Genomic DNA, 24,448 nt, shown 5'->3' with positions numbered 1-24,448 from the left:
CGCTCCCCGATCAGTTGCGCGCGAAATTGCGCTTGAACGAGCGGCCGACGACCGCTTCGGCGCGACCGAAGACACGGTTCGACACACCCGTCATGGCGAGATAGAGCAGACCGCCGACGACGAAGAAGAGGAAGTACTGGTGCGTCGAGCCCGCTGCGATCTGGCTCGCCCGCAGCAACTCGGCGAGCCCGGTGACCGAAATCAGCGCGGAGTCCTTGAGGCTCAGTTGCCAGACGTTGCCGATGCCGGGCAACGCGTAGCGCAGCACCTGCGGGATCAGGATCCGGCGAAACAGCGTGAGCGTCGGCATGCCTATCGCGCGAGCGGCTTCGAGTTCGCCGCGTGCAACGGCGAGCACGGCTGCGCGATAGACCTCGGCCTGATAAGCGCCCGAAATCATGCCGACCGCGAACGCGCCGACGGCGAAGGGCGGCACGCCGACGAATCCGTCGGCGCCGAACCACTGACCGACGGTGGTGACCAGGGAAGAGCCGCCGAAGTAAAACAGATAGATGACGAGCAGTTCGGGCACGCCGCGAAAGACGGTCGTGTAGAAGTCGCCGAAAACGCGCAGCACGCGCAAGCGCGAGAGTTTTGCCGCGGCAATGAGCGCACCGAACACGGCGCCGATTGCCAATGCGGCAAGCGTGAGCACGACGGTCATCAACGCGCCGAGGAGCAGAACGCTGCCCCAGCCGTCCGGACCGAGGCCGAGTGTGTTGAATAGCGATAACAGAGACATGGCAGGGATCCAGGCGGGTCGGGAAGCGAAGGCGCGCGTCAGGCGCGGCGCGCGCCGCCAGGGTGCGATGCTTACGGCGTCACGTCGGTCTTGAACCACTTCAGTGCGAGCTTCTTCACGGTGCCGTCGGCGAGTGCCGCCGTGATCGCGCTGTCGAACTTCGCCTTCAGGTCGGCGTCCTGTTTGCGGAAGGCGAGACCTTCGCCCGGTCCCCAGATCGGACCGGCAATCATCGTGCCGGCGATCACCACGGGCGACTTGTCGGCGTTGGCGGTGTAGTAGGTCACGTCGTCGAACGTGGCGTCGATGCGGCCGTTCGTGAGATCGAGATCACGTTCGGGCGCGGTCTTGTACACGCGCACTGACGCGACGTCCTTGAAGTTGGCGTTGATGAAGCCGGTGTACACCGTGCCCGACTGGATGCCGATCGTCTTGCCCTTCAGCGCCTTGCGCATCGACTCGATGGCGGGCGCGTTGCTGCGCGAGTCGACGTCGAGCTTCAGAGGCGTCGTGTTCGGGCCGCCCTTGGGCAGGATCTTCGGATCGGAGACGGCGAAGGTGGCCGGGGTGGCCGCATAGGGCTTCGAGAATGCAATGATTTTCTCGCGATCCGGCGTGATCGAGATCGCATCCATCAGGACATCGAACTTGCCCGCCTGCAGGCCCGGAATCATGCCGTCCCAGTCCTGGGCGACGAGCTTGCACTGGATTTGTGCACGCGCGCACAGGTTTTCGACGAGTTCGGGTTCGAAGCCGCCAAGCTTGCCGCCCGGCAATGTCAGGTTCCAGGGCGCATAGCTGCCGTCGAGCGCGATCGTCACGCTTTTCCATTCCTTCGCGCCGGCACTGCCGCTTCCAAGCAGCGTGACGCCGAGTGCTGCGCCAATCAGCGCTTTTGCTAGCCGGGTGTACTTCGCCTGCATGACCATGCTCCTGTGTCGGTGGGTACCGTGGACCCGTGGGGACGTTCATTCGTTCGTGCGACTTGCATAGACAAGCATGGAGAGAAAAGAATTTGAGCGCAAGAGAATTTCATAAATCCCGACTCATGGAAAACCCTGTGAACGGGCGTGGACTTTCGATGAATTCGCGCTTGTGGCAAGTCGAGTCGTCGTTGCGACATGGGCTGTTGCGGTCATTGGAATACCTCCTTAATTGTCTAGTCATGTCGAGGGCGCTGCGATCGTTCGATGGCCGTTGCGCGTCACTGCGATTCCATCCGGTTATCAAGATGAAAATTTGTGACTTCTTTCAAAAGTGAGACCTGCCCGGGAGTTCGGCGGCTGCATGGTGCACAACCCCGGCTACGACTTCAACGACCAGGTGCTGCCGCTCGGCGCGACGTGCTGGGTGCGGCTCGCGCAGCGGTTTCTCGTCGCGTGACGAGGCGCAAGTCGTTAGTCGTTCGAATCATCGGCGTGGGCGGCCAGCAGGTCGGGCGTCAGGCCCAGCCGCTCGCGTAGATCGGCCCAGCCGCGCGGCGTGATCTGCACCGCGCGCGACGCACGCGTACGCCGCATCCAGCCGCGTTCGCACAGCAGCGTGAGAAAGGCCACGCCGAGCGGCCCGGCCAGATGATGCTGGCGCTCGGTCCAGTCGAGGCATTGGCGCGCAATGCCGTGACGCCCCGGCTTGAGCGCGGCGACGTCGAGCCCGAGTTCGCCGAACCATGTCTGCCCCGCGGGCGTCACCGCGAAGCGTTTGTCCGCTTGCGCCGTGATGAGCCCCGCATCGGTGAGGCGCTCTGTGATCGCCACGCCGACCTGGCCCGCGAGATGGTCGTAGCAGCAGCGCGCGAAGCGCAGGTCCCGCGCTTCGCGACCAAGCGGCTTGCGGCGCACCGGCGCGCGCGCGCCGACCGCCGCGAGGTTTTCGAGCAAGGTGGCGACCTGGGCGTCCGCGAGCCGGTAGTAGCGGTGGCGGCCTTCCTTTTCCACGGCCAGCAGCCCGCCGTCGAGCAGCTTCGCCAGATGGCTGCTCGCCGTTTGCGCGGTCACGCCGGCCGCGTAAGCCAGTTCGCCGGCGGGCAGCGCGCGGCCATCGGCGAGCGCCATCAGCATCGCGGCGCGCGCGGGGTCGGCGATCAGGAAGGCCGTGGCCGACACCCTCGGGTGCGTGTTCGTGCCATTCATGCGTTTCTCCAAAACATACGCATAGCGTAACGCGCGAGCAGGATCGCATGTTTCGATACGCATCGAAGCATCGCCACTGCCGCGCGTCCGATACTGGGCTCGTGACCGGCGCCCAACGCGCGCCGGCGTAGCGGGAGAGCCTATGCAAATGCACGAGACGCACCGGACTCAAGAGACGCACAGCCGGGAACAGCAACGCCGGGTGCTCTGGGCCACGAGCATCAGTTATGTCGTGGTGATCCTCGACACCTCGATCGTCAATGTCGCGCTCGAGCGCATCGGTGCGAGCCTGGCGGGCGGCGTGGCCGGCCTGCAATGGGTCGTGAACGCCTATACGCTCGCGTTCGCGAGCCTGCTGCTTTCGGGCGGCACGCTCGGCGACCGGCTCGGCGCGCGCCACGTCTACATGGCCGGGCTCGCGATCTTCACGGCGGCTTCGGCGTGGTGCGGCGCCGCGCCGAGCCTCGCGCTGCTCACGCTCGGACGCGTGCTGCAGGGCATGGGGGCGGCACTGCTCGTGCCTGCATCGATGGCGCTCATCAACGGCGCATGCACCAACGCGCGCGAGCGTGCCGCCGCCTTCGGGGTGTGGGCCGGGCTGGGCGGCGTCGCGATGGCGGCGGGTCCGTTGCTGGGCGGCGTGCTGATCGGGTTCGTCGGCTGGCGCAGCATCTTTCTGCTCAACGTGCCGGTGTGCGTCGCGGGCATCGTCATGGCCGCGCGCGTGGCGCCGCAGCCGCGTCCGGGCGCGCCGCGCCGGCTCGATCTCGCGGGCCAGGCGGCGGCCATCGCTGCACTGGCGCTGCTCAATGCCGCCATCATCGAGGCGCCTGCGCACGGCTGGCGTGCCCCGGTCGTTGCGGGCGGTCTCGTGCTGGCGTGCGGAGCGGCGATCGCCTTCGTCGTGCTCGAAAAGCACCGCGCGCAGCCGATGCTGCCGCTCGGCTTCTTCCGCGAGAGCGTGTTCAGCGCGGCCGTGCTGCTCTCGATGATTTCGGCGTTCACGTTTTACGGTCTGCTATTCGGACTCAGTTTGTATCTCCAGCAGGAGCGCGGCTACGCGCCGTTGCGCGCGGGCCTCGCCTTCCTGCCGCTCACCGTGGTGGTGCCGCTCGGCAGTCTGCTGTCGCGGCGCGCCGTGGTGTGGCTCGGGCCGCGTGCGCTCGTCGCGCTCGCTTGCCTGCTCGCGGCGGCGGGCTATCTCGGCCAGGCGGTTTGCGGCACGACGGCGCGCTACGACTTGCTGGCCTTGCCGCTGCCGGCCATCGGTTTCGCCGCGAGCCTGATCACGCCCGCGGCCACGGCGGCGCTCATGGCGACGGTCGATCAGGGCCGCGCGGGCATCGCCGCTGGCGTACTCAACGCCGCCCGGCAGACCGGTGCGGCGCTCGGCGTGGCCGTGGCGGGCGCCATGATCGCGGGGCGCGCGTCGATCGGCGCGGGCATGCGCGTGAATCTGCTGATCGCCGCCGTGCTTTCGGCAGGCGCGGCGTGGGTGTGGTGGCGTGCGTGGTCGCACCAGGCGGCGCACGGCGCCCGGTCGCATGGCGCGAAGAAGGCGCGTGGCGGGTAGCCTTGCGCCTGACGCCTCACCCGCGCGCCCTGGATCATCCGCTGCGGATTCTGGGATAAAGTGCCGTTGCATGCATCGCGCATTCGCGCAGACCGTGCGCCATAGGAGGAGTTTGTCATGGCCGAATACGGGCAACATCCCTCATCCGTGCTGGCGCTCAAGAGCGTCCACGACTTCGACACGACGATCGCGCGCCTGAAGACCGCGCTGGCCAAGGCGGGTGCGGATATCTTCGCCGACGTCGACCAGCGCGAAGCCGCCGAGACCGCCGGGCTCAGCCTGCGCCGCACGCGCCTCATCCTGTTCGGCAATCCGAAGGCGGGTACGCCCGTCATGGCGGCCAACCCGCACGCGGCGGTGGAGTTGCCGCTGCGCATGGTGATCTGGGAAGACAACGAGGGGCACACGCGGCTCGACTATCGCGACGTCTCGCAGACGCTCGGCCCGCTCTACGGCATCGACGCCGAAGTGCTCGTGCCGCTGCAGCGCGTGGTGGGGCTGCTGCAGACCGCCGTGCAATAAGCGGCAAACGAACTGCGCGCCTCACGCCAGTCCCTTGGGCCGGCGCCGGCGCCCCCATCTTCGGCAGGCGCTTAAAAAATTGACAGCCGCGGCGCGCTTCGCTTAACGTAGGTGCCTTGCGACTTCGCCCGGCAAGCGGGCGAACGCGTAGCCCGCCGCTGCCTCGATCCGCCGATGACCTCCCGCGCAGAAGACCCCGACGATCCGCCACGCGATCGCGCCGGGGCGTCCGACTCGACTCCCGCTTCCCCACTCACGGCATCGCCTGCGGCTGCCGCCACGCAGCGACTCCCCCGAAACCCGCACGATGCCGATGTCGAGCAACACTGGCGGCGCAATCTCGCGGTCTGCGTGGTGGGCTCGTTCACGACGCTCGTCGCCATGACGCTGATGCTGCCGTTCCTGCCGCTCTACGTGGAAGAACTGGGCGTGCACGGCCACGCGGCGATCGTGCAGTGGTCGGGCATCGCGTACAGCGCGACGTTCTTCACGGCCGCGCTCGTCGCTCCCCTGTGGGGACGCCTCGGCGACCGCTACGGCCGCAAGCCCATGCTGGTGCGCGCGAGCCTCGGCATGGCGGTCACGATGTCGCTCATCGGCATGTCGCGCAATATCTGGCAGCTCGTGGCGCTGCGTTTGCTCGCGGGTTTCGCCGGCGGCTATTCGTCGGGTTCGACCATCCTCGTCGCCACGCAAACGCCGCGTCACCGTTCGGCGTGGGCGCTCGGCGTGCTGTCGTCGGGCGTCATGGCCGGCAATCTGATCGGGCCGCTCGTGGGCGGCACGCTGCCGCCGCTCATCGGCCTGCGCGCCACGTTCTGGGTGGCCGGCGCAACGATCTTCGCGGCCTTCATCGCGACCTGCGTGTTCGTGAAGGAAGCGCCGCGCCCCGCACGCGTAGCGCATGCGGCGCAGAAGGGCGGCTGGTCGGCGCTGCCCGACAAGCGCCCGATCGTCGCCATGCTCGTGACCGGCATGCTGCTGATGCTCGCCAACATGTCGATCGAACCCATCATCACCGTGTACGTGGCGACGCTCGTGCACGACCCCGCGCGCGTGACGTTCGTCGCGGGCCTCGCGATGTCGGCGGCGGCGCTCGGCAGCATCGTCGCGGCTTCGCGACTCGGGCGCGTGGCGGACCGTGTGGGGCACGCGAAAGTGATCGTCGCGGCCTTGGCGGCCTCGGCATTGCTGCTCGTGCCGCAGGCGTTCGTCACGGCGGGCTGGCAACTCGTCGTGCTGCGTTTTCTCATGGGCGTGTCGCTCGCGGCGCTGCTGCCGTGCATCGCGACCGTCATTCGCCACAACGCGCCGGACCATGCCGCGGGTAGCGTGCTCGGCTATTCGGTGTCGGCGCAATTCGCGGGGCAGGTGCTCGGGCCGCTGATCGGCGGCTTCGTCGGCGGGCATCTTGGCATGCGCGCCGTGTTCCTCGGCACGAGCCTGCTGATGCTGGCGGGCGCGCTGTTTACGTGGCGCGCGGTGGGTTTCGCCCGGCGCGCGTAACGCGGCGGCGATGCCGCGCGCAGGCATTCGAAGTGTGAGAGGCGAGGGCGGCGGATCTTGCGCGCCGCCGCCTCGGGTTCATCGGCGCTCGTTCAGCGGGCGCGCTTCAGTGACCAAAAAACACGTCGCAATCGGGACGCGGCCAGCACATCTTGCCGGTGCGATGGCCCGAGGCGCTATGCGTATCGGGCGTGCCGCCATACGACATGTCGGTGCTGGCCTGAGCCGAAGCATCGGCGTCGTCGGTCATCGTCTGATGCGCGCGTTCCTGCGAAACGGGTTCGTCCTTCGCGCGCGCCGTGCCGGGCGCAACGGCTGCCACGGCCGCCACGCATGTGGCGATCAATGCCAGGCGTAATGTCATATCAACCTCCTTTCTCGAGTTCGTGAGTGCGCCTTCGCGGCAATGACGACGTCACTGCGGGATAACGGCGGAATGAATCCGCGGCGAAGGTGCGCGCGAGCGAGAGGCAAAGCCTGAAGCCGCACACTCATCTGGAAAGTCGGGATGCCTGCGCGCAGCGCACGGCTGCCGAACGTCTTAGCTCACTGCTCACGAAAGAAGCGCGCCCACGCATTCGGGGGCGGCACAGCGCGGCGCGGCGCAAGAAGAAGGGGCGCGCGGGCGCAGAGAACATCCGCACTGTGCTTTCAGTTATAGCTCGCGCCGCACGGAGTGCAATCGGCTCAATCCCGGCCCCGCGCGCGGAGCGAATCCAGGGCCGAATCCAGAACCCCGCACACACCGCCCCTCCAGCGATTCTTTCGGTTTTGAAAATAACTGAAAGTATTCGGAAATTAAACGGTCGCCGTGTAGTCATCTTGCGATGCTGTAATGCGCTCGCTCTGATGTGAGAGGCGCATTGGCGCCCGTTCGCAGGATGGATGGGCGCCGCCTGTACGGCGCGGCGCCAGGGCGCACTGATGCGCGCCGCGTCTGAGGGACTCTACGCTGGGCACGCAGTTGAACTCCGCGGCGTTCGGCTTTTCCTTTTCGTGGTATTTCGCAAAGCTAGATCGAATCATGTCCGAGCTTTCCACTTCGCCGACACCGTCTTCACCCAAACCGCGCAGCGCGGCGAGCCCCACGCGGGTCGTCCTGCGCGCCGCCGCTGCCGTGATCGCGGTCGGCGCATTGGGTTTCTGCGCCTACGCCGTGGCGTTTCCGGCCAACGTGCCCGAAGCCGTGGGCGAGGTCGTCGAGAACCTGACGGGCGCGAATCCGCACCCGGTCGTGCTGCAGCGCCCGCCAGTCGCACCGCTTTCGGCGATGGCGCAGCTCGGCAAGCAGCTCTTTTTCGATCCGGCGCTCTCGGGCTCCGGTCAGCAGTCCTGTGCTTCGTGCCATAGCCCCGATCGTTCCTACGGTCCTCCCAATGGGCACGACGTGCAGATGGGCGGCCTCGCGATGAACCAGCAGGGTTATCGCCCGCCGCCTTCGCTCATGTATCTGTACCGCCAACCGAACTTCAGCATCGGTCCGGACCAGGGTGAAGCCGATGACGCGCCGACGGTCGTCCAGCAGGCCAGCGCCGCCGCCGACGTCGTGAAGTCGCAGAAGGTGGCGGGCGGCGCATCGACCTCCTTGGAGATGGTGCCGCAGGGCGGCCTGTTCTGGGACGGCCGCGCCGACACGCTGCAGCAGCAGGCGTATGGCCCGCTGCTCAATCCTGTGGAAATGGCGGACACGAGCATCGAACAGGTGGCGACGAAGCTCGAGAAGGCGCCGTACGCGAAGCACTTCACGGAACTGTTCGGCGACCGGATCTTCAGCGACCCGAAGCTGGCCGTGGCGGAGGCGATGTTCGCAATCTCGCGCTACCAGGTCGAAGATCAGTCGTTCCACCCGTATAACAGCAAATACGATCGCTGGCTCGAAGGCCACGCGCGCCTCTCGCAAGCGGAGCTGCGCGGCCTGCGTCTCTTCAACGACCCGAACAAGGCGAACTGCGCGGGCTGCCACCTCTCGAAGCCCGGCAAGGACGGCCTGCCGCCCATGTTCACGGACTACCAGTACGAGGCGCTGGGTGTGCCGCGCAACAACAAGCTCGCGCAGAACAAGGACCCGCACTTCTTCGATCTGGGCGTGTGCGGCCCGTTCCGCTCGGACTTCAAGGACCAGACGCAGTACTGCGGCATGTTCCTCACGCCGACGCTTCGCAATTCGGCCACGCGCACGGTGTTTTTCCATAACGGCGCGTACCACAACCTCGACGACGTGATGGCGTTCTACAATGATCGCAATACGGACCCGGGCAAGTTCTATCCGCACGGCCCCGACGGCAAGATCGACAAGTACGACGATATTCCGCCGCAGTTCCGGAAGAACGTGGACGTGACCGATGCGCCGTTCGACCGCAAGTTCGGCGACAAGCCCGCGATGACGCCAGGCGACATTCAGGACATCATCGCGTTCCTCAAGACGCTCAACGACGATCCGGTGCCATCGAAGCAATGAGCGGGGCGGGGCAACCCGTCCTCGCAAACTAAAAGGGGCGTGTCCGGCATTTGCCAGGACACGCCCCTTTCTTTGTTGCGGATGCCGCACTAGCCCTTACTTGTCCCCATGGGCAAGATGAATCGTGACGATCACGGAGGCGTCGTCGAGCGCTTCCAGCGCATGCGTTTCGCCGCCGCCGAGCAGCAGCATGTCGCCGGCGTGCATGGTGCGCGGGTCGCCGTTCACGAAGAAGCGGATCACGCCTTCCACGCACTGCACCGTGATCTCGCCGGGCACGCTGTGCTCGGGCAGGCGCTTGCCTGCGGGCAGCACGATGCGCATGACTTCGAGTTGCTGCGCGCGGATCAGGGTGGTCGACTTCGCATTCTTGAGCGCGCCGCCTAGCGGTCGCACGTCGAAGACCTCACCCGGCGCGGCATGGGGGATGGCCATGACAGCCCCTCAAACGAGCTTCGCGTTGAGCGTGATCTTCGCGTTGTTGGCGAAGAGCTTCGACACCGGGCAGTTCTCCTTGGCGCCCTTCGAAAGCTCGTCGAACTTCGCTTGATCGATGCCGGGAATCTTTGCCGTCATGTCGAGCTGGCAGCTCGTGATGGCGAAGCCTTCGCCCACCTTGTCGAGCGTAACGGTCGATTTCGTCTCGATGCTCTCGGCCGTGAAGCCCGCCTGGGTGAGAAAGAGCGAGAACGCCATGGTGAAGCAGCCCGCGTGCGCCGCGCCGATCAGCTCCTCGGGATTGGTGCCGGGACCGCCTTCGAAGCGCGAGGCGAAACCATAAGGCGCTTCCTTGAGCACGCCGGTTTGCGTCGAGATCGTGCCCTGTCCGTCCTTGATGCCGCCGTGCCATTTTGCCGATGCCGTCTTTTGCATGATGTCGCTCCGCGAGGTTGGGTGAAGGACGTGCAGGGCGCGCAATTTGCGTACCGCCGCAAGTCCTGCAGGGTTGGGTTCAGGGTTGCTTCGGCTGCCATTCGCCCGCGTACCAGGCGGCGGCCGCGTCGATTTCCTCGGGCGTCATGTTGCGCGCGATGTTGCGCATCTGTTCGGAGATGTCGTTATGGCGCGTACCGTTCGCGAACGCGAGCAACTGCGCCTTCGTGTACGCGGCCGGGAGGCCGTCGAGCCACGGGCTGCCGATCTTGCTGTCCACGCCGCCATGGCAGGACGCGCATGCGGGAATATTGCGCAGTGGTGCGCCGTGCGCCACGATGGCGGGCGCGCCGCCATGCAGGTGCGCGATCGGCTGCAGCGAGGCGTAATAGGCGGCGAGGTCGCGCATGTCCTGGTCGGACAGATCGCGCGCCATGGGCGACATCACCGCGTTCTGGCGGGCGCCCGTCTGGAAGTCGTGCAGCTCCTTGAAGACCACGATGGCGAACTGGCCCGCCAGATTCGGCGAATTGGCCATGCTGATGCCGCGCGGGCCATGGCACATCGTGCAGCGCAGGGCGAGCGTCGCGCCGCGGCCAACCGAGAGCGTCGTCGCGCCATCGAGCATGTGCGGCGTGAGTTCGACCTGGCTTAGCTGGTAGCCCGGCGGCACCGCCGATCCGACCGGGTGCCAGTCGCGCGGCACGCCGGCCGCGCTGCAGATCGCCGTCCAGATGCCCTGAAAATACGGGGCGCTCTTGGCGGAAGGCAGCCAGATGAAGCCGATCAGCACGGAGACGACGAACACGACGATCGCCGTGCCCACGCCCGCGCGAAACCACACATTGCGAAACGAGAACAGGCGTTCGTCGCTCATCGCTGTGCTCCAATCGGGATCGCGGGCACGGCCGATTCGGGCGTTGCCAGCAGTTGCGCGATCGGGTAGCCATAGTTGGTGATCGTGAGGGCGACCATCAGCACGACCCACAGCCCGAAGCTATTGAGCGCCACCGGCAGCGTGGCCGACTCGTGCACCGGCTTGCTGAAGCGATATTCCTCGGGCGCGGCGGCCTCGCTGCGATGCCCCTGCAGCAGCACGAGGAAGAACAGCACCGCCGAGGTCACGAGGATCAGGCCGCCAATGGCCGAGAGCACCACGAGCGCGCCCTGGCCCGCGAGCGCCGGGTCGCTGTAGTCGTAATAGGCCATGCGCCGCGGCATGCCCATGAGGCCGACCAGGTGCCACGGGAAGGTCGTCACGATCATGCCGATGAACCACAGCCACAGCTGCCAGCGCATGAGGCGCCAGTTGTTGAGCGCGCGGCCCGTGATCTGCGGCCACAGGTCGTAGGCGATGGCGAAATACATGATGACGATCGCGCCGCCATAGATCAGGTGAAAGTGGCCCGTGATCCACTGCGTGTTGTGTACGGGCTGGTCGAGCTGGTAGCTCATGTTGATGAGGCCGCCCGCGCCGCCAAACCCGAGCATGACGAACGAGAACGCCACGGCCAGCATTTGCGGGTTCTTCCACGGCAGCTTCGCGATCCAGCCGAACGGCCCCTTGCCGCCGCGCAGCCGCCCGGCGATTTCGACCGACGCGCAGATCGTGAACACGGTGAGAAGCGTGGGCACCGAGACGAGCGCCGTGAACACCGACTGCACGAACTTGAAGCCCGAGCCCACCTGCGGATCGGTGAACAGGTGGTGAATCCCGATGGGCATGGCCACCACGAGAAACAGGATGAACGAGATGCGCGCCATCACATCGCTGTAGAGCCGGCCGCCGATCGCGCGCGGGACGATCGTGTAGTAGGCGATATAGGCGGGCACGAGCCAGAAGTAGACGATGGCGTGCAGGGTCCAGGAGAAGAACACGCGCGCGAGGCCCGCGTCGATCGTATTGCGCCAGCCGAAGGCCACGGGCAGGATCTGGAACAGCACTTCGATGGCGGCGCCCACCGCGGTCCAGCCCCACAGATACGCGCCCGCCGTGGTCGCGAACATGGCGAGCGGCAGCGGTTTGCCGGGATTCTCGCGTTTCCATTTCGCGGTGTTGATGCCCATCAGCGCGACCCAGACCCACGAACCCACCACGACGAGCACGACGCCCAGGTAATAGAACACGTTGCCGATCATCGGCGGGTAGAACGTGTAGAGCACGGAGGCGAGGCCGAGCGCCACGGGCACCGAGGCCGTGACGGCGCCGAGCGCGAGCAGGATGAAGCCAAGCCAGGCCCACTTCACGCCCACGAGCGGGCGCTTGAGCGCCAGTTCGCTGACCGCGTAGCCGAAGCCCATCGCGATGAGCGTGGGAAACACATAACCCATCACGGTGCCGTGCTCCGTGACCGAGCGGTAGTACAGCTCGGGGTCGTTGAGCCACGGATGCAGCGGGCTGCGCACGAACATCTGCCACGCGCCGAGCAGCAGCGCCACGCCGAAGACGATGAACGCGAGCCAGAAGTGGGCGAGTACGAGTCGCTTGTTATTTAACACAGCTGAGTCTCCGCGCGGAATTGCCTGTCTGATTCGCCATCTGCATGAAGGCATCGCGGTCGATGACCTTCACGTGGGCCCACATGCCCTGGTGGCCCGTGCCGCAGTATTCGTGGCACGGCATGAGATGGTCGGAGGGTTTGTCGAAAGTCGTGCGGAACGTCGAGATGTAGCCCGGCTCGACCATCGAGTTCAGGTTGGTGTCCGTGACGAGGAAGCCGTGCACGACATCGGCGCTCGTCGCGCGGAACGTAATGGGCGTGTTCGCCGGGACGAGAATGCACTGCGGCGTGAACGAATATTGCTGCGCGAGAATGCGCACCGTCACGGAGCCGTCGGTTTCCACGGCGCTGCCGAGGTTCGATTCGACGAATTCGCCGGACACGTGCAGCGTTTGCGTATTGACGAGCTCCACGCGCGAGGGCGGCATCATGGCCCAGTGCAGGCCGGTGAACACCACCATGGCCACGAGCAGGCAGACGAACGCCACCATGAGCGTCGCCCAGCGGCGCTCGACGCGCGCGGCGACTTCGGCACTGGCATGGTTATCGAGCGGATTCGACATGAGGCCGGCCTTTTCTTGTCTGTCTGATCTATTGGATGACGCCGCGCGGCAGGAACACGACGAAGTAGAAGATGAACCAGAGCGCGGCGACGATCGCCGTGGCGATGCCCGCTACCGCGAGCGCGCCGCCCGGGCCGCTGGCTACGATCTCGTCGACCTGTTCGTGTTGCGGGCGCTCGCCCGGTTGTTCGGGTACGGGAGTTTCGATCATCGCAGCCTCAGAAAAGCGGCGCGGAACGCAGCGCGTTCACTTCGTGTTCGGAAACCGGCGTGCCGTGATTGCCCCACGCCGTGCGGATATAGGTGACCACGGCCGCCACTTCTTCATCGGAGAGCGACTGCGCGAACGGCGGCATGCCGTAGGGCATCGGGTTCTTGCGCGTGCCCGGCGCGTAGCCGCCGTTGAGCACCATGCGGATGGGGTTCACGGCCGAGTTCATCTGGATCGACTGGTTGTCGGCGAGCGGCGGGAAATGCGGCGGCTTGCCCTGGCCTTCGGTGGCGTGGCAGACCGCGCACTGCGACTCGTAGATCTTCCTGCCGAGCGGCACGAGGCGCTGGGCTTCCTCCGTCACGAACGTGCTCTTGGGCGACTTGTCGACTTCGTTGTTGCGGCCCGGCAACGACTTCAGATACACGGCCACGGCGCGCACGTCGTCTTCGGTGAGGTACTGGAAGCTGTCGTAGACCACTTCGGCCATCGGGCCGTACACGGCGCCGCGCTTCGACACGCCCGCGTGCAGCAGATCGACGATGTCCTCGATGCTCCAGTCGCCAAGCCCCGCCTCCTTGTTCGAGGTGAGCGAAGGCGCGTACCAGTTCTGCACCGGAATCAGACCGCCCTCGAATGCCTTCGAGGGCGAGTTGCCGCCCAGCGCGTTGATGGCCGTATGGCACATCGTGCAGTGGCCGAGACCTTCCACGAGATAGGCGCCGCGATTCCATTCGGCAGACTGGGTCGGGTCGGGCTTGAACTCGCCCTGGCGGAAGAACAGCGTGCGCCAGCCGAGCAGCAGCGCGCGCTTGTTATACGGGAAGCGCAGGTCGTGCGGGCGGTTTTCCTTGTGCACGGGCTGCGTGGAAAGCAGGTACGCGAATATCGCGTCCGAGTCCGCGCGCGTGACCTTGGTGTACGACGCGAACGGCATGGCCGGATAGAGCAGCGTGCCGTCGCGCGACTTGCCCTCGTGCAGCATGCGGTAGAACTCGTCGGCGGTCCACGAGCCGATGCCGAAGGTCTTGTCCGACGAGATGTTCGGCGTGTAGAGCGTGCCGAACGGCGTTTCCATCGGGCGCCCGCCGCCGAACATCTGCTCGGAAGGCACCGTGTGGCACGCAATGCAGTCGCCGGCGCGCGCGAGGTATTCGCCGCGCGCGATCAGTTCGGCGTTGCTCGCGACGGGCTTCGCGTTGGCCGTCGCTGCCGCTGCGGCGGCTCTCGCCGCGTCCGCTGCGTTCGCGCTGGGCGCGGCCGTTTGCGCGAGCGCGACCGCGGCGCCCATGCAGAGCGTGGCGGCCGCGAGCGAGAGGCGCGTCGCGAGTGGCCTGGGCGATGACGGGAGAAGGGATCGAAGTCTGCGCACGTCGAGGCCCCGGCTAGTTATGGACGCTACCGCACGCGAGCGGCAGCGGCGAGGCCGCCGCCGGCGTCGTATCGGCGGGCGCGGGTTGCGACGAGAGCCAGGCCGCGATCGCGGTGATGTCGCGGTCGGCGAGACGGGTGGCGATGTCGTGCATGCAGTCGGGCGCGGCAGCCCGGCGCGTACCGTAGCGGAACGCGCCGAGCTGCGCGCTGATGTAGTTCGCATGCAGGCCCACGAGGCCCGGAATGGCCGGCTGCATGCCAGTGAGCGAGGCGCCGTGGCAGCCTGCGCAGGCGGGCACGTTGCGCTTGCTGTCGCCGTTCATGACGAGCGTTTTACCGAGGGCGAGCGTGGCCGCGTCGACCGTGGGTTTGGCGGGCGGCGGATAGGGCGGGTGCTGCTGCGAGAAGAATTCCGCGATCTGCTTGAGGTAGGCGTCGGGCAGATATGCCAGCAGATAGTTCATGGGCGGGTAGCTGCGGCCGCCGTCGCGGAAGGCGACGAGCTGGTTGAACAGATACCCCGCTGGCTTGCCCGCGAGACGCGGGAAGTAGTCGTTGTCGGTGCCTTCGCCGTGTGCGCCGTGACAGGCCGCGCAACCCATCACGCGGGCTTGCATCGTGTCAGGCGCGGGCTCGGCGGGGGGCGCCGCGAGGAGCGGCGCCCACGGCAGCGCGAGCGCAAGGATGATCAGGACGATGCGGGTTCTCAATGATTCCCTCGTTGCGGATGGTAACGACACAAACGCGTTGCGATTCGATATCAGTTGAGGCGTCGTCCGTGGGGGATTTTCATTGTGCAAGACGGCCGGGCGCGCACCTTTTCGAGGAGATTATCGGAGAACGCCGACTTGTGCAGCCAGGATGTGCAAATAAATCTGCCGGATTATTGCATCGGCATATGTTTGCTAACACAACGACAGGCGCGTCTTGCTACAGATTATCGTGGCGCGAATTGCATCGGAATGCGAAATAAAATGAGGATCGTTTGAGGAGCGATCTCGTGTGGTCTTCGGGCCTGCGCGGGTGGAGTCCATTGTATGGTCGTAGGATGTCCTCGGTCGCGTGTGTGCGCGCTTTTCCAGCGGTTGTCCGACAACGTATAATGGAATGACATGACTGACGCACGCATATCGAGCCAAGGAGATCCACATGGCGGAGTCGCTTGCCACGCCCATCGCCGCGCGTAGCCGCAATCTCGCCGAGCAGGTCGTCAACTTCATCAGCGAGCAGATCGCCACGCGCGCACTCAAGCCCGGCGACAAATTGCCCACCGAAAGCAACCTCATGACGCAACTGGGCGTGAGCCGCACGGTGGTGCGCGAGGCAATCTCGCGTCTGCAGGCCATGTCGGTGATCGAAACGCGTCACGGCATTGGCAGCTTCGTGCTGGAGCCGCGCCGCGAGCCGCTCGATCTCGACGTCGTCCCGGCCAGCACGCTGGACGACGTGCTTTCCGTGCTCGAGCTGCGCATCAGTCTCGAAACGGAGGCCGCGGGCCTTGCCGCCCAGCGTGCGAGCGAGCGCGACCTGGCCGGCATGCGCGGCGCGCTCGACACGCTCGACGTCGTCATCCGCACGGGCGGCGACAGCTCGGGCGCCGACCTCGAATTCCACATCTCGGTGGCGCGCGCGACGGGCAACCGCTATTTCGTCGACATCCTCACGCAGATGGGCGCGGCGTTGATCCCGCGCCGTCGCGTCGATTCGGCCGGCATCGCGCATCGCGATCCGCAGGCTTACGCCGAGCTGGTGAACCGCGAGCACGAGAGCATTTTCGACGCCATCGCCCGTCACGATCCCGAAGGCGCACGCGCGGCCATGCGCATGCATCTGTCGAGCAGCCGCGAGCGGCTGCGACGCGCGGCGGCGGAGTCGGGTGAAAAGGCATAGCGCGAGCGTGCATGGAAAAGCAGCGGCCGTTGGCCGCTGTTTTCATTGGCGATGGGCGTAGGTGATACCGAGCTAAGTCAGCCTCGCACCATCTCGCCATTCTTGCGCCGCCAGAGGTCGAGCGGATTGGCGTCCATCAGCGCCAGCGGCAGCAACTCGGCCGGGAAGTCCTGATAGCACACGGGCCGCAGGAAACGCTCCATCGCGCTCGTGCCCACCGAGGTCGCGCGGCTGTCGGACGTGGCCGGGAACGGGCCGCCGTGCACCATCGCATGCGTGACTTCCACGCCGGTCGGGAAGCCGTTCACGAGCAGGCGGCCGGCCTTGCGTTCGAGGATCGGCACGAGACGCATCGCGGCGGGCACGTCGGTGCGGTCCATCTGGATCGTCGCGGTGAGCTGGCCCGCGAAGTGTTCGGCCACGGCGAGCAGTTCGGCTTCGTCCTTGCAGCGCACGAGCGTCGAGGCCGGCCCGAACACTTCGTCTTCGAGGGCGGGTTGCGCAAGGAAGGTTTGCGCGTCGGTCACGAAGAGGGCGGCGAACGCCTGGTTCGGGCCGCTCGCGCTCTGGCCTTGCGCGAGGGCGCTCACGCCCTGGGTTTCGGCGAGGCGCCGCGCGCCTTCTTCATACGCCGCATGGATGCCCGCCGTGAGCATGGTCTGCGCGGGCTTGATGCCCAGCGCCTGCGCGGCGGCCTGCGCGAACTGGTCGAGCGCCGGCCCCTCGATGCCGATCGCCAGGCCCGGATTCGTGCAGAACTGACCCGCGCCGAGCACGAGCGAATCGACGAAGCCCTGCGCGATGGCCGCGCCGCGTGCCGCGAGTGCCTCGGGCAGCAGGAACACGGGATTGATGCTGCTCATTTCCGCGTAGACGGGAATCGGCTCGGGCCGGTTGGCGGCGATGCGCATGAGCGCCGTGCCGCCCGCGCGCGAGCCGGTGAAGCCCACGGCCTTGATGGCCGGATGCGCGACGAGCGCCTCGCCCACGGTGCGCCCCGCGCCGACGATGAGCGAGAACACGCCCTCGGGCAGCCCCATCTCCTGGACGGCCTGCTGGATCACGCGGCCCACCATCTCCGAAGTGCCGAGGTGCGCGCCGTGCGCCTTGACGATGACCGGGCAGCCCGCCGCCAGCGCCGCGGCCGTGTCGCCGCCCGCCACCGAGAACGCGAGCGGGAAGTTGCTCGCGCCGAACACGGCGACCGGGCCGAGCGCGATCTTCTGCAGACGCAGGTCGGCGCGCGGCAGCGGCTTGCGCTCGGGCAGGGCGGCGTCGAGCGTGGGCGTGAGCCACAGGCCCTGGCGCACTTCCTGGGCGAACAGCTTGAGTTGGCCGACGGTGCGGCCGCGCTCACCTTCGAGGCGCGCCTTGGGCAGGCCGGTTTCCGCGTGGGCGCGTTCGGTGAGCGCGTCGCCGAGCGCGGCGATGCCGTCGGCGATACGTTCGAGGAACGCCGCGCGCACGGCGAGGGGCAGCGTGCGGTACGCGTCGAACGCCTCTGCGGCGAGCTGGCAGGCGGCGTCGACGTCGGCGGCCGTGCCGCTGCCGAAGGCCGGCGCGGGGATCGCTTCGCCCGTGGCGGGATTGAAAGCCGCGAGCGGCTTTTCCGAGCCGCGCACGGCGCGGCCTCCAATGAGCATGTCGCCAGTGATTTGCATGATGTCTCCGAGTCTCGTTGCAGTGAGTTAAGTCATCGTACAACTATCATACGCCAGATCGTCGCCGCCGCACACCCGAGGCGGGCGCCTTTGGCAGTCGGGGGGCGCTGCGGGCGCGCAGTTTCAAGCTTTGTCGGTTATGATTCCCGTTCCATGGCAGGGTAAACACGACATTGGCTCCGTCGGCGGGCAAGCCTAGAATGTCGTCAGACAACGTACCACAAAGCATTCAAACCGCGATCCAATCCGCGCGCCGCCCGCGCCAAAGGAGACAACCCCGATGTCCGCCCCCGCCAACCGTTACGAGGACCTGCTGGAGTCAGCCAGCGCCAAGGTCCTGAGGCACGTGCTCCCGCTCTTCCTCATCATGTTCATCGCGAACTATATCGACCGTGTGAACGTCGGTTTCGCCGGCGCGCACATGAAAGCCGATATCGGTCTTTCGGCGGCGGCGTATGGGTTCGGCGCGGGGCTATTCTTCGTGGGCTACGCGATCTTCGAGGTGCCGTCCAACATCCTCATGCAAAAGTATGGCGCACGCGCATGGCTTACGCGCATCATGGGTACGTGGGGCGTCGTGGCCGCCGCGATGGCGTTCGTGCACAACGACACCTCGTTCTACGTGCTGCGCTTTCTGCTGGGCGTTGCCGAAGCCGGTTTCTTTCCCGGCGTGATCTATTACTTCGCGCAGTGGCTGCCGCAGAAAGAACGCGGCAAGGCGGCGGCCGTGTTTCTCGCAGGCTCGGCGTTCGCCTCGGTGCTCTCGGGTCCGATCACGGGCGCGCTGCTGTCGGTGCGCGGCCTCGGTCTCGCGGGCTGGCAGTGGATGTTCCTGATCGAAGGCGGCTTTTCCATCGTGCTGTGCGGCGTGAGCTGGGTGTTCCTGAAGTCGCGCATTCGCGATGCCCACTGGCTCACGAACGACGAACAGGGCGCGCTCGAAACGTACATGGTTCGCGAGCAGGCCGAGCGCGAAGCCGCCACGGGCGCGCACGTGCCGGTCCTGCGTCTCCTGAAGGACCCGCAGATCGTGCTGTTCTGCCTCCTCTACTTCGCGATCCAGCTCACGATCTACGCGGCCACGTTCTGGCTGCCCACGATCATCCGCAAGATGGGTGATCTCAGCGATTTCCAGGTAGGTCTCTACAACGCCATTCCGTGGATGATCGCGATCGTCGCGATGTACTGCTTCGCGCTGCTCTCGGCGAAGTACCGCTTTCAGCAGGCGTGGCTCGCCGTCGCACTGGTGATCGCGGCCTGTGGCCTGTTCGCTTCGACCTCGTCAGACCCGGTGTTCTCGTTCGTGGCGATCTGCTTCTCGGCCATCGGCTTCAAGGCGGCTTCGTCGCTGTTCTGGCCGATGCCGCAGGGCTATCTCGACACCCGCGTGGCCGCCGGCGTGATCGCGCTCATCAATTCGCTCGGCAACCTGGGCGGGTTTTTCGCGCCGGCCACCTTCGGCTATCTTCAACAGCATACGGGCTCGATTGCGGGCGGCCTCTACGGCCTCGGCGTGACCTCGCTGATTGCCGCCACCGCCGCGTTCCTCGCCCGCAACAAGCCGTCGCGCCGCGCCTTTGCCGACGATTCGGTTCGCAGCGGCGCGCACTGAGCCCGCGCGCACTCCTCAATCGAGAAGGAAACCCACACCATGAACCAGCCGAACCCCGAACGCTTCTTCGTCTACGTCGCGAATTCGAAAGACGGCGACATTGGCGTGTTTCATCTCGATGCGCGCAATGGCGCGCTCGCGCCGCAAGCCCGCGTGGCCGCGCAGGACAACGTGATGCCGATGGCGCTCTCGCCCGATCGCCGCCGCCTTTACGCGGCCACGCGCGGCGCGGACAAGCGCATCAACGACTACGCCATCGACGCGCAAAACGGCGGTCTCGCGCCGCGCGTGCAGACGCCGATCGAATCGAGCCTCGCGTATCTGTGTGCCGAGCCGCAGGGGCGTTTCCTGCTGGGCGCTTCGTACGGCGAGCATCGCGTGAGCCTGTATGGCGCGAACGAGCTCGAGAGCGGCAATGGCGCACCGCTGCAAGTGATCGACGATATCGAGCACGCGCACGCCGTGATCGTTTCCGCCGACGGGCGCTTCGCCTATGCGTCGTCGCTCGGCAGCGACCGCGTGTTTGCTTTCGCGCTGGAAGACGCGGGGCGCCTCGTCGAAATCGGTGCAGTCGATCTCGGTACGGGCTTCGGTCCGCGGCATCTGCGCTTTTCGCCCAACGGCGACGTGCTGTACGTGCTGAGCGAATTCCGCGCGACGGTGGCGGTTTTCACGCGCGACGCCGCCACGGGCAAGCTCGCGGCGCTGCACGTTTCGCCGCGCGCGCCGGTGCTCGCGCATCTGAACGACGGCTTTGCGCGCCCGAGCCCTACGGACCCCGTGCAGCCCGACCCCGCCGTGCTCGCGAAGCTCGTCTGGGCCGCCGATATCCACGTCTCGCCCGATGGGCGCTTCGTCTACGTGTCCGAGCGCACGACGAGCCAGATTCTCGCGCTGCGCGTGGCTCAAGACGGCGCGCTCGAATACGTCGGCGCGACCGCAACGGAAACACAGCCGCGTGGTTTTCGCATCGACCCGACGGGCCGGTTGCTCGTGGCGTGCGGAGAAAAATCGCAACACGTGTCGGTCTACGCGGTCGATGCGGCGAGCGGCGCGCTCACAGCCGTCTGGCGCGGCGAGGGCGGCAACGGCGCGAACTGGGTGGAGATCGTCGCCGCCCACGCTTGACCGCTTCAATCCAGGGTTTCGATTGTCAGGGCGCAGCGCGCCGCACTTTTACAGGTAATCCGTTCATGTCTACACAAACCGTTCAACCGAACGCCACGCCCGTTGTGACTGAGTTGCGCGTCGTGCCCGTGGCGGGCCGCGACAGCATGCTCCTGAACCTCTCCGGCGCGCACGGTCCGTTCTTCACGCGCAACGTCGTGCTGCTGCGCGACAGCGCGGGCAACACCGGCATCGGCGAAGTGCCGGGCGGCGAGGCGATCCGCAAGACGCTCGAAGATGCGCGCGCGTTTGTGGTCGGCCAATCCATCGGCAATATGCAGTCGGTGCTCAACACCGTGCGCAAGCAGTTCGCCGATCGCGACTCGGGCGGCCGCGGCCTGCAGACGTTCGACCTGCGTACCACGATTCACGCGGTCACGGCGCTCGAAGCCGCGCTGCTCGACCTGCTCGGCCAGCATCTGAACGTGCCCGTTGCCGCGCTGCTTGGCGAGGGGCAGCAGCGCAGCGAAGTGGAGATGCTCGGCTACCTGTTCTTCATTGGCGATCGCAACAAGACCGATCTGGCCTACGCGAGCGGCGCCGATGGCCGCGACGACTGGGAGCGCCTGCGCACCGAAGAGGCGATGACGCCGGATGCCGTCGTGCGCCTGGCCGAAGCCGCGCAAGCGCGCTACGGCTTCAACGACTTCAAGCTCAAGGGTGGCGTGCTGGCGGGCGACGCGGAAATGGAAGCGGTCACGGCGCTGGCCGAGCGTTTTCCCGAAGCGCGTGTGACGCTCGACCCGAACGGCGCGTGGTCGCTCGCGGAAGCCATCCGCCTGTGCCGCGACAAGCACGACGTGCTCGCCTATGCGGAAGACCCGTGCGGCGCGGAGAACGGCTATTCGGGCCGCGAAGTGATGGCGGAATTCCGCCGCGCCACCGGCCTGCCCACGGCCACCAACATGATCGCGACCGACTGGCGTCAGATGGGCCACGCTATCCAGCTGCAATCGGTGGATATCCCGCTCGCCGACCCGCACTTCTGGACCATGCAGGGCTCCGTGCGCGTAGCGCAGATGTGCAACGACTGGGGCCTCACGTGGGGCTCGCACTCGAACAACCACTTCGACATTTCGCTCGCGATGTTCACGCATGCAGCCGCCGCGGCGCCCGGCAAGATCACGGCGATCGACACCCACTGGATCTGGCAGGACGGCCAGCGCCTCACGCGCGAGCCGCTGCAGATCGTGGGCGGCAAGGTGCAGGTGCCGCAAAAGCCCGGCCTTGGCATCGAGATCGACATGGACGAGCTGGAAAAGGCCCACGCGCTCTACCAGGAGCACGGCCTCGGCGCGCGCGACGACGCGATCGCCATGCAATACCTCATTCCCAACTGGAAGTTCGACAACAAGCGTCCGTGCCTCGTGCGCTGAACGCCGTCTTCGACTGAACACCTTTACTGACTTCGCAACAGGATCAAGACCATGACCACGCCGCAAGAACTCAAGCAAATCGTCTCCGAAGGCCTGCTTTCGTTCCCCGTGACCGACTTCGACGCGCAGGGCAACTTCCGCGCGAGCACCTACGCCGAGCGCCTCGAATGGCTGGCCCCGTACGGCGCGAGCGCGCTGTTCGCAGCGGGCGGCACGGGCGAATTCTTCTCGCTCACGAAGAGCGAATACTCGCAGGTCATCAAGACGGCCACCGAAACCTGCAAGGGCAAGGTGCCGATTCTCGCGGGCGCGGGCGGCGCCACGCGCGTGGCCATCGAATACGCGCAGGAAGCCGAGCGCAACGGCGCGCAGGGCATTCTGCTGATGCCGCACTACCTCACGGAAGCGTCGCAGGAAGGCATTGCCGCGCACGTGGAGCAGGTCTGCAAGGCCGTCCCGAAGATGGGCGTGATCGTCTACAACCGCGCCAATTCGAAGCTCAACGCCGACATGCTCGAGCAGCTCGCCGACCGCTGCGAGAACCTCATCGGCTTCAAGGACGGCGTGGGCGAGATCGAGGCGATGGTGACGATTCGCCGCCGTCTGGGCGACCGCTTCTCGTACCTGGGCGGCCTGCCCACGGCCGAAGTCTACGCGGCGGCGTACAAGGCGCTGGGCGTGCCCGTGTATTCGTCGGCGGTGTTCAACTTCATTCCGAAGACGGCCATGCAGTTCTACCGCGCGATTGCCGCCGACGACCACGCGACGGTGGGCAAGCTCATCGACGAATTCTTCCTGCCGTACCTCGCCATTCGCAATCGCCGCGCGGGCTACGCGGTGAGCATCGTGAAGGCGGGCGCGAAGCTCGTGGGCCGCGACGCGGGCCCGGTGCGCGCGCCGCTCACCGATCTCACGCAAGAGGAAGTGGCGCAGCTCGACGTGCTGATCAAGAAGCTCGGCGCGCAGTAACGCGTTCGGTGTTCACGCCATGCTCGCGCCAGCCGGCGCGCGGCATGGCTGCTTGCGACAGGGGCCTTGCTGCCCTGTTTGCTCGTTGAGGGCGTGGCGCCGGTCAGGCGTTGTCGCCGAACAGGTCCAGATTGGCGCGCTCGCGCTTTTTGCCTTCGGTGCCTTCGGCCTTGCGCGTGCGGCGCGCGGTCTTTTCGCGGCGCGGCTTGCCGAACACCTCGTCGGGCGTGAAGCCGAATTCGGCGATTGCCTCGCGCACATTGGCCAGCGCCTCGTGCGCCGCTTCGGCGCGCGCGGCTTCGATGCGCTCGTCGAGTTCGCGCTTCTGGGCGAGCAATTCGAGGTAGGTAGCCATCGATGATTCTTGTCGAGTGAAAACGAGCCGCTGATTTTACGCGTTGTGCGGGCTTCGCGTGGGCTTTACACCGCAATTTCCGGCATCAAACATACGCGGCGAGCAGCGCCACCACGACGCCCGACAGCCCCATCAGCAACGCCGCGAGCCACAGCGACCCGCGCGCTGGCGCGCGCACCGAGGCGGGCAGGCGCTTTTTCCCACTCACCATCGGGCCGACCAGATTGTGGCCTTTCACGAGGGCATAGACGGCAATCGCGCACACGTGCAGCACGACTGCGGCCGCGAGCAGGTCCCAGCCCCACGCGTGCAGGCCGGCTATCGCATTGGCGATTTTCGCGGGCACGATTTCGCTGAGCGGGCCTTCGTCGGCGATGTCGTTGTTGTCGTAGAGACCGGTGAGCGTTTCGACCAGCAGCAGCGCGAGCAGCAGCAGAACCATCCAGCCGCCGGCCGCGTTGTGACCGACCTGGACGTCGGGCTCGCGCCGCAGCAGATGGCGCAGATGCTCGATCGCCTTGCGCGGCGAGGCGACGAGGCGCGAGAAGCGCGCGGTCTCGCTGCCGAAGCAGCCCCACAGGATGCGAAACAGCACGAGCGCGAGCAGCGTCTCGCCGAGGCGCACGTGCATCTGCATCCAGTTCATGCGCTGCGTGATGTAAGCGGCCGCCACGAGCACGACGGTCAGCCAGTGGAAGAGGCGCGTGGGCAGGTCCCAAACGGGCACGCGGCGCTCGGGCCGCTCAGGGTGCTCGGGACGGTGGCGGGTTACGGAGGTCGTGGAGTTCATGATTCGAGGCGGGCGGCCGGGCGTGGCGCTCGAGGCCATCATAGGCCAGGAACGCGCGCGCCATGTACGGCGCAATATACGCACCTGCGATCCCTCAGCGCCTACGTGGCGTCGTGCGGCGACTTCGGCGATACTTGCCGCTCGCCTTACATCTCTTGCAATTTGATTCCGCA

At 66.6% G+C, this 24,448-nt stretch carries 24 protein-coding genes; 9 read left to right on the top strand and 15 right to left on the bottom strand.

All coding sequences use genetic code 11. The features are described from left to right. Positions 1-10: 10 nt before the first annotated feature. The 3 genes from BFD71_RS25440 to BFD71_RS25430 all read right to left on the bottom strand — a co-directional run bounded on the left by BFD71_RS25440 (position 11) and on the right by BFD71_RS25430 (position 2,874). Positions 11-742, bottom strand: a complete 732-nt coding sequence (locus BFD71_RS25440) for an ABC transporter permease (RefSeq protein ID WP_069267091.1) — start codon at positions 740-742, stop codon at positions 11-13. Between the two features lie 71 nt (positions 743-813). Beyond that, the gene (locus BFD71_RS25435) at positions 814-1,665 is read right to left on the bottom strand and encodes a transporter substrate-binding domain-containing protein (RefSeq protein ID WP_069267090.1); all 852 of its coding nucleotides are present in this window, start codon (positions 1,663-1,665) and stop codon (positions 814-816) included. A gap of 474 nt (positions 1,666-2,139) precedes the next feature. Further along, positions 2,140-2,874 (bottom strand): ArsR/SmtB family transcription factor, encoded by a 735-nt coding sequence (locus tag BFD71_RS25430; protein WP_069267089.1) that lies wholly within the window; start codon positions 2,872-2,874, stop codon positions 2,140-2,142. Between the two features lie 142 nt (positions 2,875-3,016). On the opposite strand from BFD71_RS25430, the gene BFD71_RS25425 reads away from it, so the two are divergent. The 3 genes from BFD71_RS25425 to BFD71_RS25415 all read left to right on the top strand — a co-directional run bounded on the left by BFD71_RS25425 (position 3,017) and on the right by BFD71_RS25415 (position 6,475). Further along, the gene (locus BFD71_RS25425; RefSeq protein ID WP_256094922.1) at positions 3,017-4,447 is read left to right on the top strand and encodes an MFS transporter; all 1,431 of its coding nucleotides are present in this window, start codon (positions 3,017-3,019) and stop codon (positions 4,445-4,447) included. Positions 4,448-4,564: 117 nt separating this feature from the next. Further along, on the top strand, positions 4,565-4,969 hold the full coding sequence (locus BFD71_RS25420) for a DUF302 domain-containing protein (RefSeq protein WP_069267088.1): 405 nt from the start codon (positions 4,565-4,567) through the stop codon (positions 4,967-4,969). Between the two features lie 174 nt (positions 4,970-5,143). Further along, positions 5,144-6,475, top strand: a complete 1,332-nt coding sequence (locus tag BFD71_RS25415) for a multidrug efflux MFS transporter (protein ID WP_083245463.1) — start codon at positions 5,144-5,146, stop codon at positions 6,473-6,475. 106 nt (positions 6,476-6,581) lie between these two features. Here BFD71_RS25415 and BFD71_RS25410 read toward each other — a convergent pair whose 3' ends face one another. Continuing rightward, positions 6,582-6,839, bottom strand: coding sequence for a hypothetical protein (locus BFD71_RS25410; protein ID WP_069267086.1), 258 nt, complete (start codon positions 6,837-6,839; stop codon positions 6,582-6,584). A 660-nt stretch (positions 6,840-7,499) separates the two neighbouring features. On the opposite strand from BFD71_RS25410, the gene BFD71_RS25405 reads away from it, so the two are divergent. Beyond that, positions 7,500-8,933, top strand: coding sequence for a cytochrome-c peroxidase (locus BFD71_RS25405; protein ID WP_069267085.1), 1,434 nt, complete (start codon positions 7,500-7,502; stop codon positions 8,931-8,933). Positions 8,934-9,029: 96 nt separating this feature from the next. On the opposite strand, the gene BFD71_RS25400 is transcribed toward BFD71_RS25405, so the two are convergent. From BFD71_RS25400 to BFD71_RS25365, 8 genes are all read right to left on the bottom strand, one after another. Next, positions 9,030-9,368, bottom strand: coding sequence for a cupin domain-containing protein (locus BFD71_RS25400; RefSeq protein WP_069267084.1), 339 nt, complete (start codon positions 9,366-9,368; stop codon positions 9,030-9,032). Positions 9,369-9,377: 9 nt separating this feature from the next. After that, the gene (locus tag BFD71_RS25395) at positions 9,378-9,806 is read right to left on the bottom strand and encodes an OsmC family protein (RefSeq protein ID WP_042260258.1); all 429 of its coding nucleotides are present in this window, start codon (positions 9,804-9,806) and stop codon (positions 9,378-9,380) included. A gap of 79 nt (positions 9,807-9,885) precedes the next feature. After that, entirely contained in the window at positions 9,886-10,683 is a 798-nt protein-coding gene (locus BFD71_RS25390) for a c-type cytochrome (protein WP_069267083.1), read from the bottom strand. Beyond that, positions 10,680-12,305: a b(o/a)3-type cytochrome-c oxidase subunit 1 gene (locus BFD71_RS25385; RefSeq protein WP_069267082.1), complete on the bottom strand. Its 1,626-nt coding sequence runs from the start codon at positions 12,303-12,305 to the stop codon at positions 10,680-10,682. Before BFD71_RS25385 ends, BFD71_RS25390 begins: the two co-directional genes overlap by 4 nt. Further along, positions 12,295-12,870, bottom strand: a complete 576-nt coding sequence (locus BFD71_RS25380) for a cytochrome C oxidase subunit II (protein ID WP_069267176.1) — start codon at positions 12,868-12,870, stop codon at positions 12,295-12,297. Before BFD71_RS25380 ends, BFD71_RS25385 begins: the two co-directional genes overlap by 11 nt. Positions 12,871-12,898: 28 nt before the next feature. Beyond that, positions 12,899-13,081: a hypothetical protein gene (locus BFD71_RS25375; RefSeq protein WP_028206326.1), complete on the bottom strand. Its 183-nt coding sequence runs from the start codon at positions 13,079-13,081 to the stop codon at positions 12,899-12,901. Positions 13,082-13,088: 7 nt separating this feature from the next. After that, complete coding sequence (locus BFD71_RS25370; protein WP_069267081.1) at positions 13,089-14,372, bottom strand: c-type cytochrome; 1,284 nt, start codon at positions 14,370-14,372, stop codon at positions 13,089-13,091. 94 nt (positions 14,373-14,466) lie between these two features. Then, entirely contained in the window at positions 14,467-15,072 is a 606-nt protein-coding gene (locus BFD71_RS25365; RefSeq protein WP_133184702.1) for a c-type cytochrome, read from the bottom strand. A 532-nt stretch (positions 15,073-15,604) separates the two neighbouring features. Between BFD71_RS25365 and BFD71_RS25360 the strand changes: the two genes are divergently transcribed. After that, positions 15,605-16,345 (top strand): FadR/GntR family transcriptional regulator, encoded by a 741-nt coding sequence (locus BFD71_RS25360; RefSeq protein ID WP_069267080.1) that lies wholly within the window; start codon positions 15,605-15,607, stop codon positions 16,343-16,345. Between the two features lie 77 nt (positions 16,346-16,422). On the opposite strand, the gene BFD71_RS25355 is transcribed toward BFD71_RS25360, so the two are convergent. Further along, the gene (locus BFD71_RS25355) at positions 16,423-18,006 is read right to left on the bottom strand and encodes an aldehyde dehydrogenase (NADP(+)) (RefSeq protein WP_069267079.1); all 1,584 of its coding nucleotides are present in this window, start codon (positions 18,004-18,006) and stop codon (positions 16,423-16,425) included. A gap of 280 nt (positions 18,007-18,286) precedes the next feature. Here BFD71_RS25355 and BFD71_RS25350 point away from each other — a divergent pair, with 280 nt between their 5' ends. From BFD71_RS25350 to kdgD, 4 genes are all read left to right on the top strand, one after another. Then, positions 18,287-19,618 carry an MFS transporter gene (locus BFD71_RS25350; protein ID WP_069267078.1) on the top strand — a complete coding sequence of 444 codons (1,332 nt, stop codon included), beginning with the start codon at positions 18,287-18,289 and terminating at the stop codon, positions 19,616-19,618. 39 nt (positions 19,619-19,657) lie between these two features. After that, the gene (locus BFD71_RS25345) at positions 19,658-20,746 is read left to right on the top strand and encodes a lactonase family protein (protein ID WP_069267077.1); all 1,089 of its coding nucleotides are present in this window, start codon (positions 19,658-19,660) and stop codon (positions 20,744-20,746) included. A gap of 65 nt (positions 20,747-20,811) precedes the next feature. Continuing rightward, positions 20,812-22,161 carry a glucarate dehydratase gene (gene gudD, locus BFD71_RS25340; protein WP_069267076.1) on the top strand — a complete coding sequence of 450 codons (1,350 nt, stop codon included), beginning with the start codon at positions 20,812-20,814 and terminating at the stop codon, positions 22,159-22,161. Between the two features lie 51 nt (positions 22,162-22,212). Next, positions 22,213-23,130 carry a 5-dehydro-4-deoxyglucarate dehydratase gene (gene kdgD / locus BFD71_RS25335; RefSeq protein ID WP_028206318.1) on the top strand — a complete coding sequence of 306 codons (918 nt, stop codon included), beginning with the start codon at positions 22,213-22,215 and terminating at the stop codon, positions 23,128-23,130. A gap of 103 nt (positions 23,131-23,233) precedes the next feature. On the opposite strand, the gene BFD71_RS25330 is transcribed toward kdgD, so the two are convergent. Next, the gene (locus tag BFD71_RS25330) at positions 23,234-23,485 is read right to left on the bottom strand and encodes an H-NS family nucleoid-associated regulatory protein (RefSeq protein WP_069267075.1); all 252 of its coding nucleotides are present in this window, start codon (positions 23,483-23,485) and stop codon (positions 23,234-23,236) included. Between the two features lie 85 nt (positions 23,486-23,570). Next, complete coding sequence (locus BFD71_RS25325; RefSeq protein ID WP_069267074.1) at positions 23,571-24,275, bottom strand: cytochrome b/b6 domain-containing protein; 705 nt, start codon at positions 24,273-24,275, stop codon at positions 23,571-23,573. Positions 24,276-24,448 lie beyond the last annotated feature (173 nt).

Origin of the sequence: Paraburkholderia nodosa (assembly GCF_001718195.1) — a bacterium.
GTDB lineage: Bacteria > Pseudomonadota > Gammaproteobacteria > Burkholderiales > Burkholderiaceae > Paraburkholderia > Paraburkholderia nodosa_A.
This window is presented reverse-complemented; position numbering and strand designations above follow the sequence as displayed.

Bases quoted from the DNA above. Each gene is read 5' to 3' on its own strand.
- BFD71_RS25440 (WP_069267091.1), bottom strand. From the start codon at position 742: ATGTCTCTGTTATCGCTATTCAACACACTCGGCCTCGGTCCGGACGGC.
- BFD71_RS25435 (WP_069267090.1), bottom strand. From the start codon at position 1,665: ATGCAGGCGAAGTACACCCGGCTAGCAAAAGCGCTGATTGGCGCAGCA.
- BFD71_RS25430 (WP_069267089.1), bottom strand. From the start codon at position 2,874: ATGAATGGCACGAACACGCACCCGAGGGTGTCGGCCACGGCCTTCCTG.
- BFD71_RS25425 (WP_256094922.1), top strand. From the start codon at position 3,017: ATGCAAATGCACGAGACGCACCGGACTCAAGAGACGCACAGCCGGGAA.
- BFD71_RS25420 (WP_069267088.1), top strand. From the start codon at position 4,565: ATGGCCGAATACGGGCAACATCCCTCATCCGTGCTGGCGCTCAAGAGC.
- BFD71_RS25415 (WP_083245463.1), top strand. From the start codon at position 5,144: ATGACCTCCCGCGCAGAAGACCCCGACGATCCGCCACGCGATCGCGCC.
- BFD71_RS25410 (WP_069267086.1), bottom strand. From the start codon at position 6,839: ATGACATTACGCCTGGCATTGATCGCCACATGCGTGGCGGCCGTGGCA.
- BFD71_RS25405 (WP_069267085.1), top strand. From the start codon at position 7,500: ATGTCCGAGCTTTCCACTTCGCCGACACCGTCTTCACCCAAACCGCGC.
- BFD71_RS25400 (WP_069267084.1), bottom strand. From the start codon at position 9,368: ATGGCCATCCCCCATGCCGCGCCGGGTGAGGTCTTCGACGTGCGACCG.
- BFD71_RS25395 (WP_042260258.1), bottom strand. From the start codon at position 9,806: ATGCAAAAGACGGCATCGGCAAAATGGCACGGCGGCATCAAGGACGGA.
- BFD71_RS25390 (WP_069267083.1), bottom strand. From the start codon at position 10,683: ATGAGCGACGAACGCCTGTTCTCGTTTCGCAATGTGTGGTTTCGCGCG.
- BFD71_RS25380 (WP_069267176.1), bottom strand. From the start codon at position 12,870: ATGTCGAATCCGCTCGATAACCATGCCAGTGCCGAAGTCGCCGCGCGC.
- BFD71_RS25375 (WP_028206326.1), bottom strand. From the start codon at position 13,081: ATGATCGAAACTCCCGTACCCGAACAACCGGGCGAGCGCCCGCAACAC.
- BFD71_RS25370 (WP_069267081.1), bottom strand. From the start codon at position 14,372: ATGGGCGCCGCGGTCGCGCTCGCGCAAACGGCCGCGCCCAGCGCGAAC.
- BFD71_RS25365 (WP_133184702.1), bottom strand. From the start codon at position 15,072: ATGCAAGCCCGCGTGATGGGTTGCGCGGCCTGTCACGGCGCACACGGC.
- BFD71_RS25360 (WP_069267080.1), top strand. From the start codon at position 15,605: ATGGCGGAGTCGCTTGCCACGCCCATCGCCGCGCGTAGCCGCAATCTC.
- BFD71_RS25355 (WP_069267079.1), bottom strand. From the start codon at position 18,006: ATGCAAATCACTGGCGACATGCTCATTGGAGGCCGCGCCGTGCGCGGC.
- BFD71_RS25350 (WP_069267078.1), top strand. From the start codon at position 18,287: ATGTCCGCCCCCGCCAACCGTTACGAGGACCTGCTGGAGTCAGCCAGC.
- BFD71_RS25345 (WP_069267077.1), top strand. From the start codon at position 19,658: ATGAACCAGCCGAACCCCGAACGCTTCTTCGTCTACGTCGCGAATTCG.
- gudD (WP_069267076.1), top strand. From the start codon at position 20,812: ATGTCTACACAAACCGTTCAACCGAACGCCACGCCCGTTGTGACTGAG.
- kdgD (WP_028206318.1), top strand. From the start codon at position 22,213: ATGACCACGCCGCAAGAACTCAAGCAAATCGTCTCCGAAGGCCTGCTT.
- BFD71_RS25330 (WP_069267075.1), bottom strand. From the start codon at position 23,485: ATGGCTACCTACCTCGAATTGCTCGCCCAGAAGCGCGAACTCGACGAG.
- BFD71_RS25325 (WP_069267074.1), bottom strand. From the start codon at position 24,275: ATGAACTCCACGACCTCCGTAACCCGCCACCGTCCCGAGCACCCTGAG.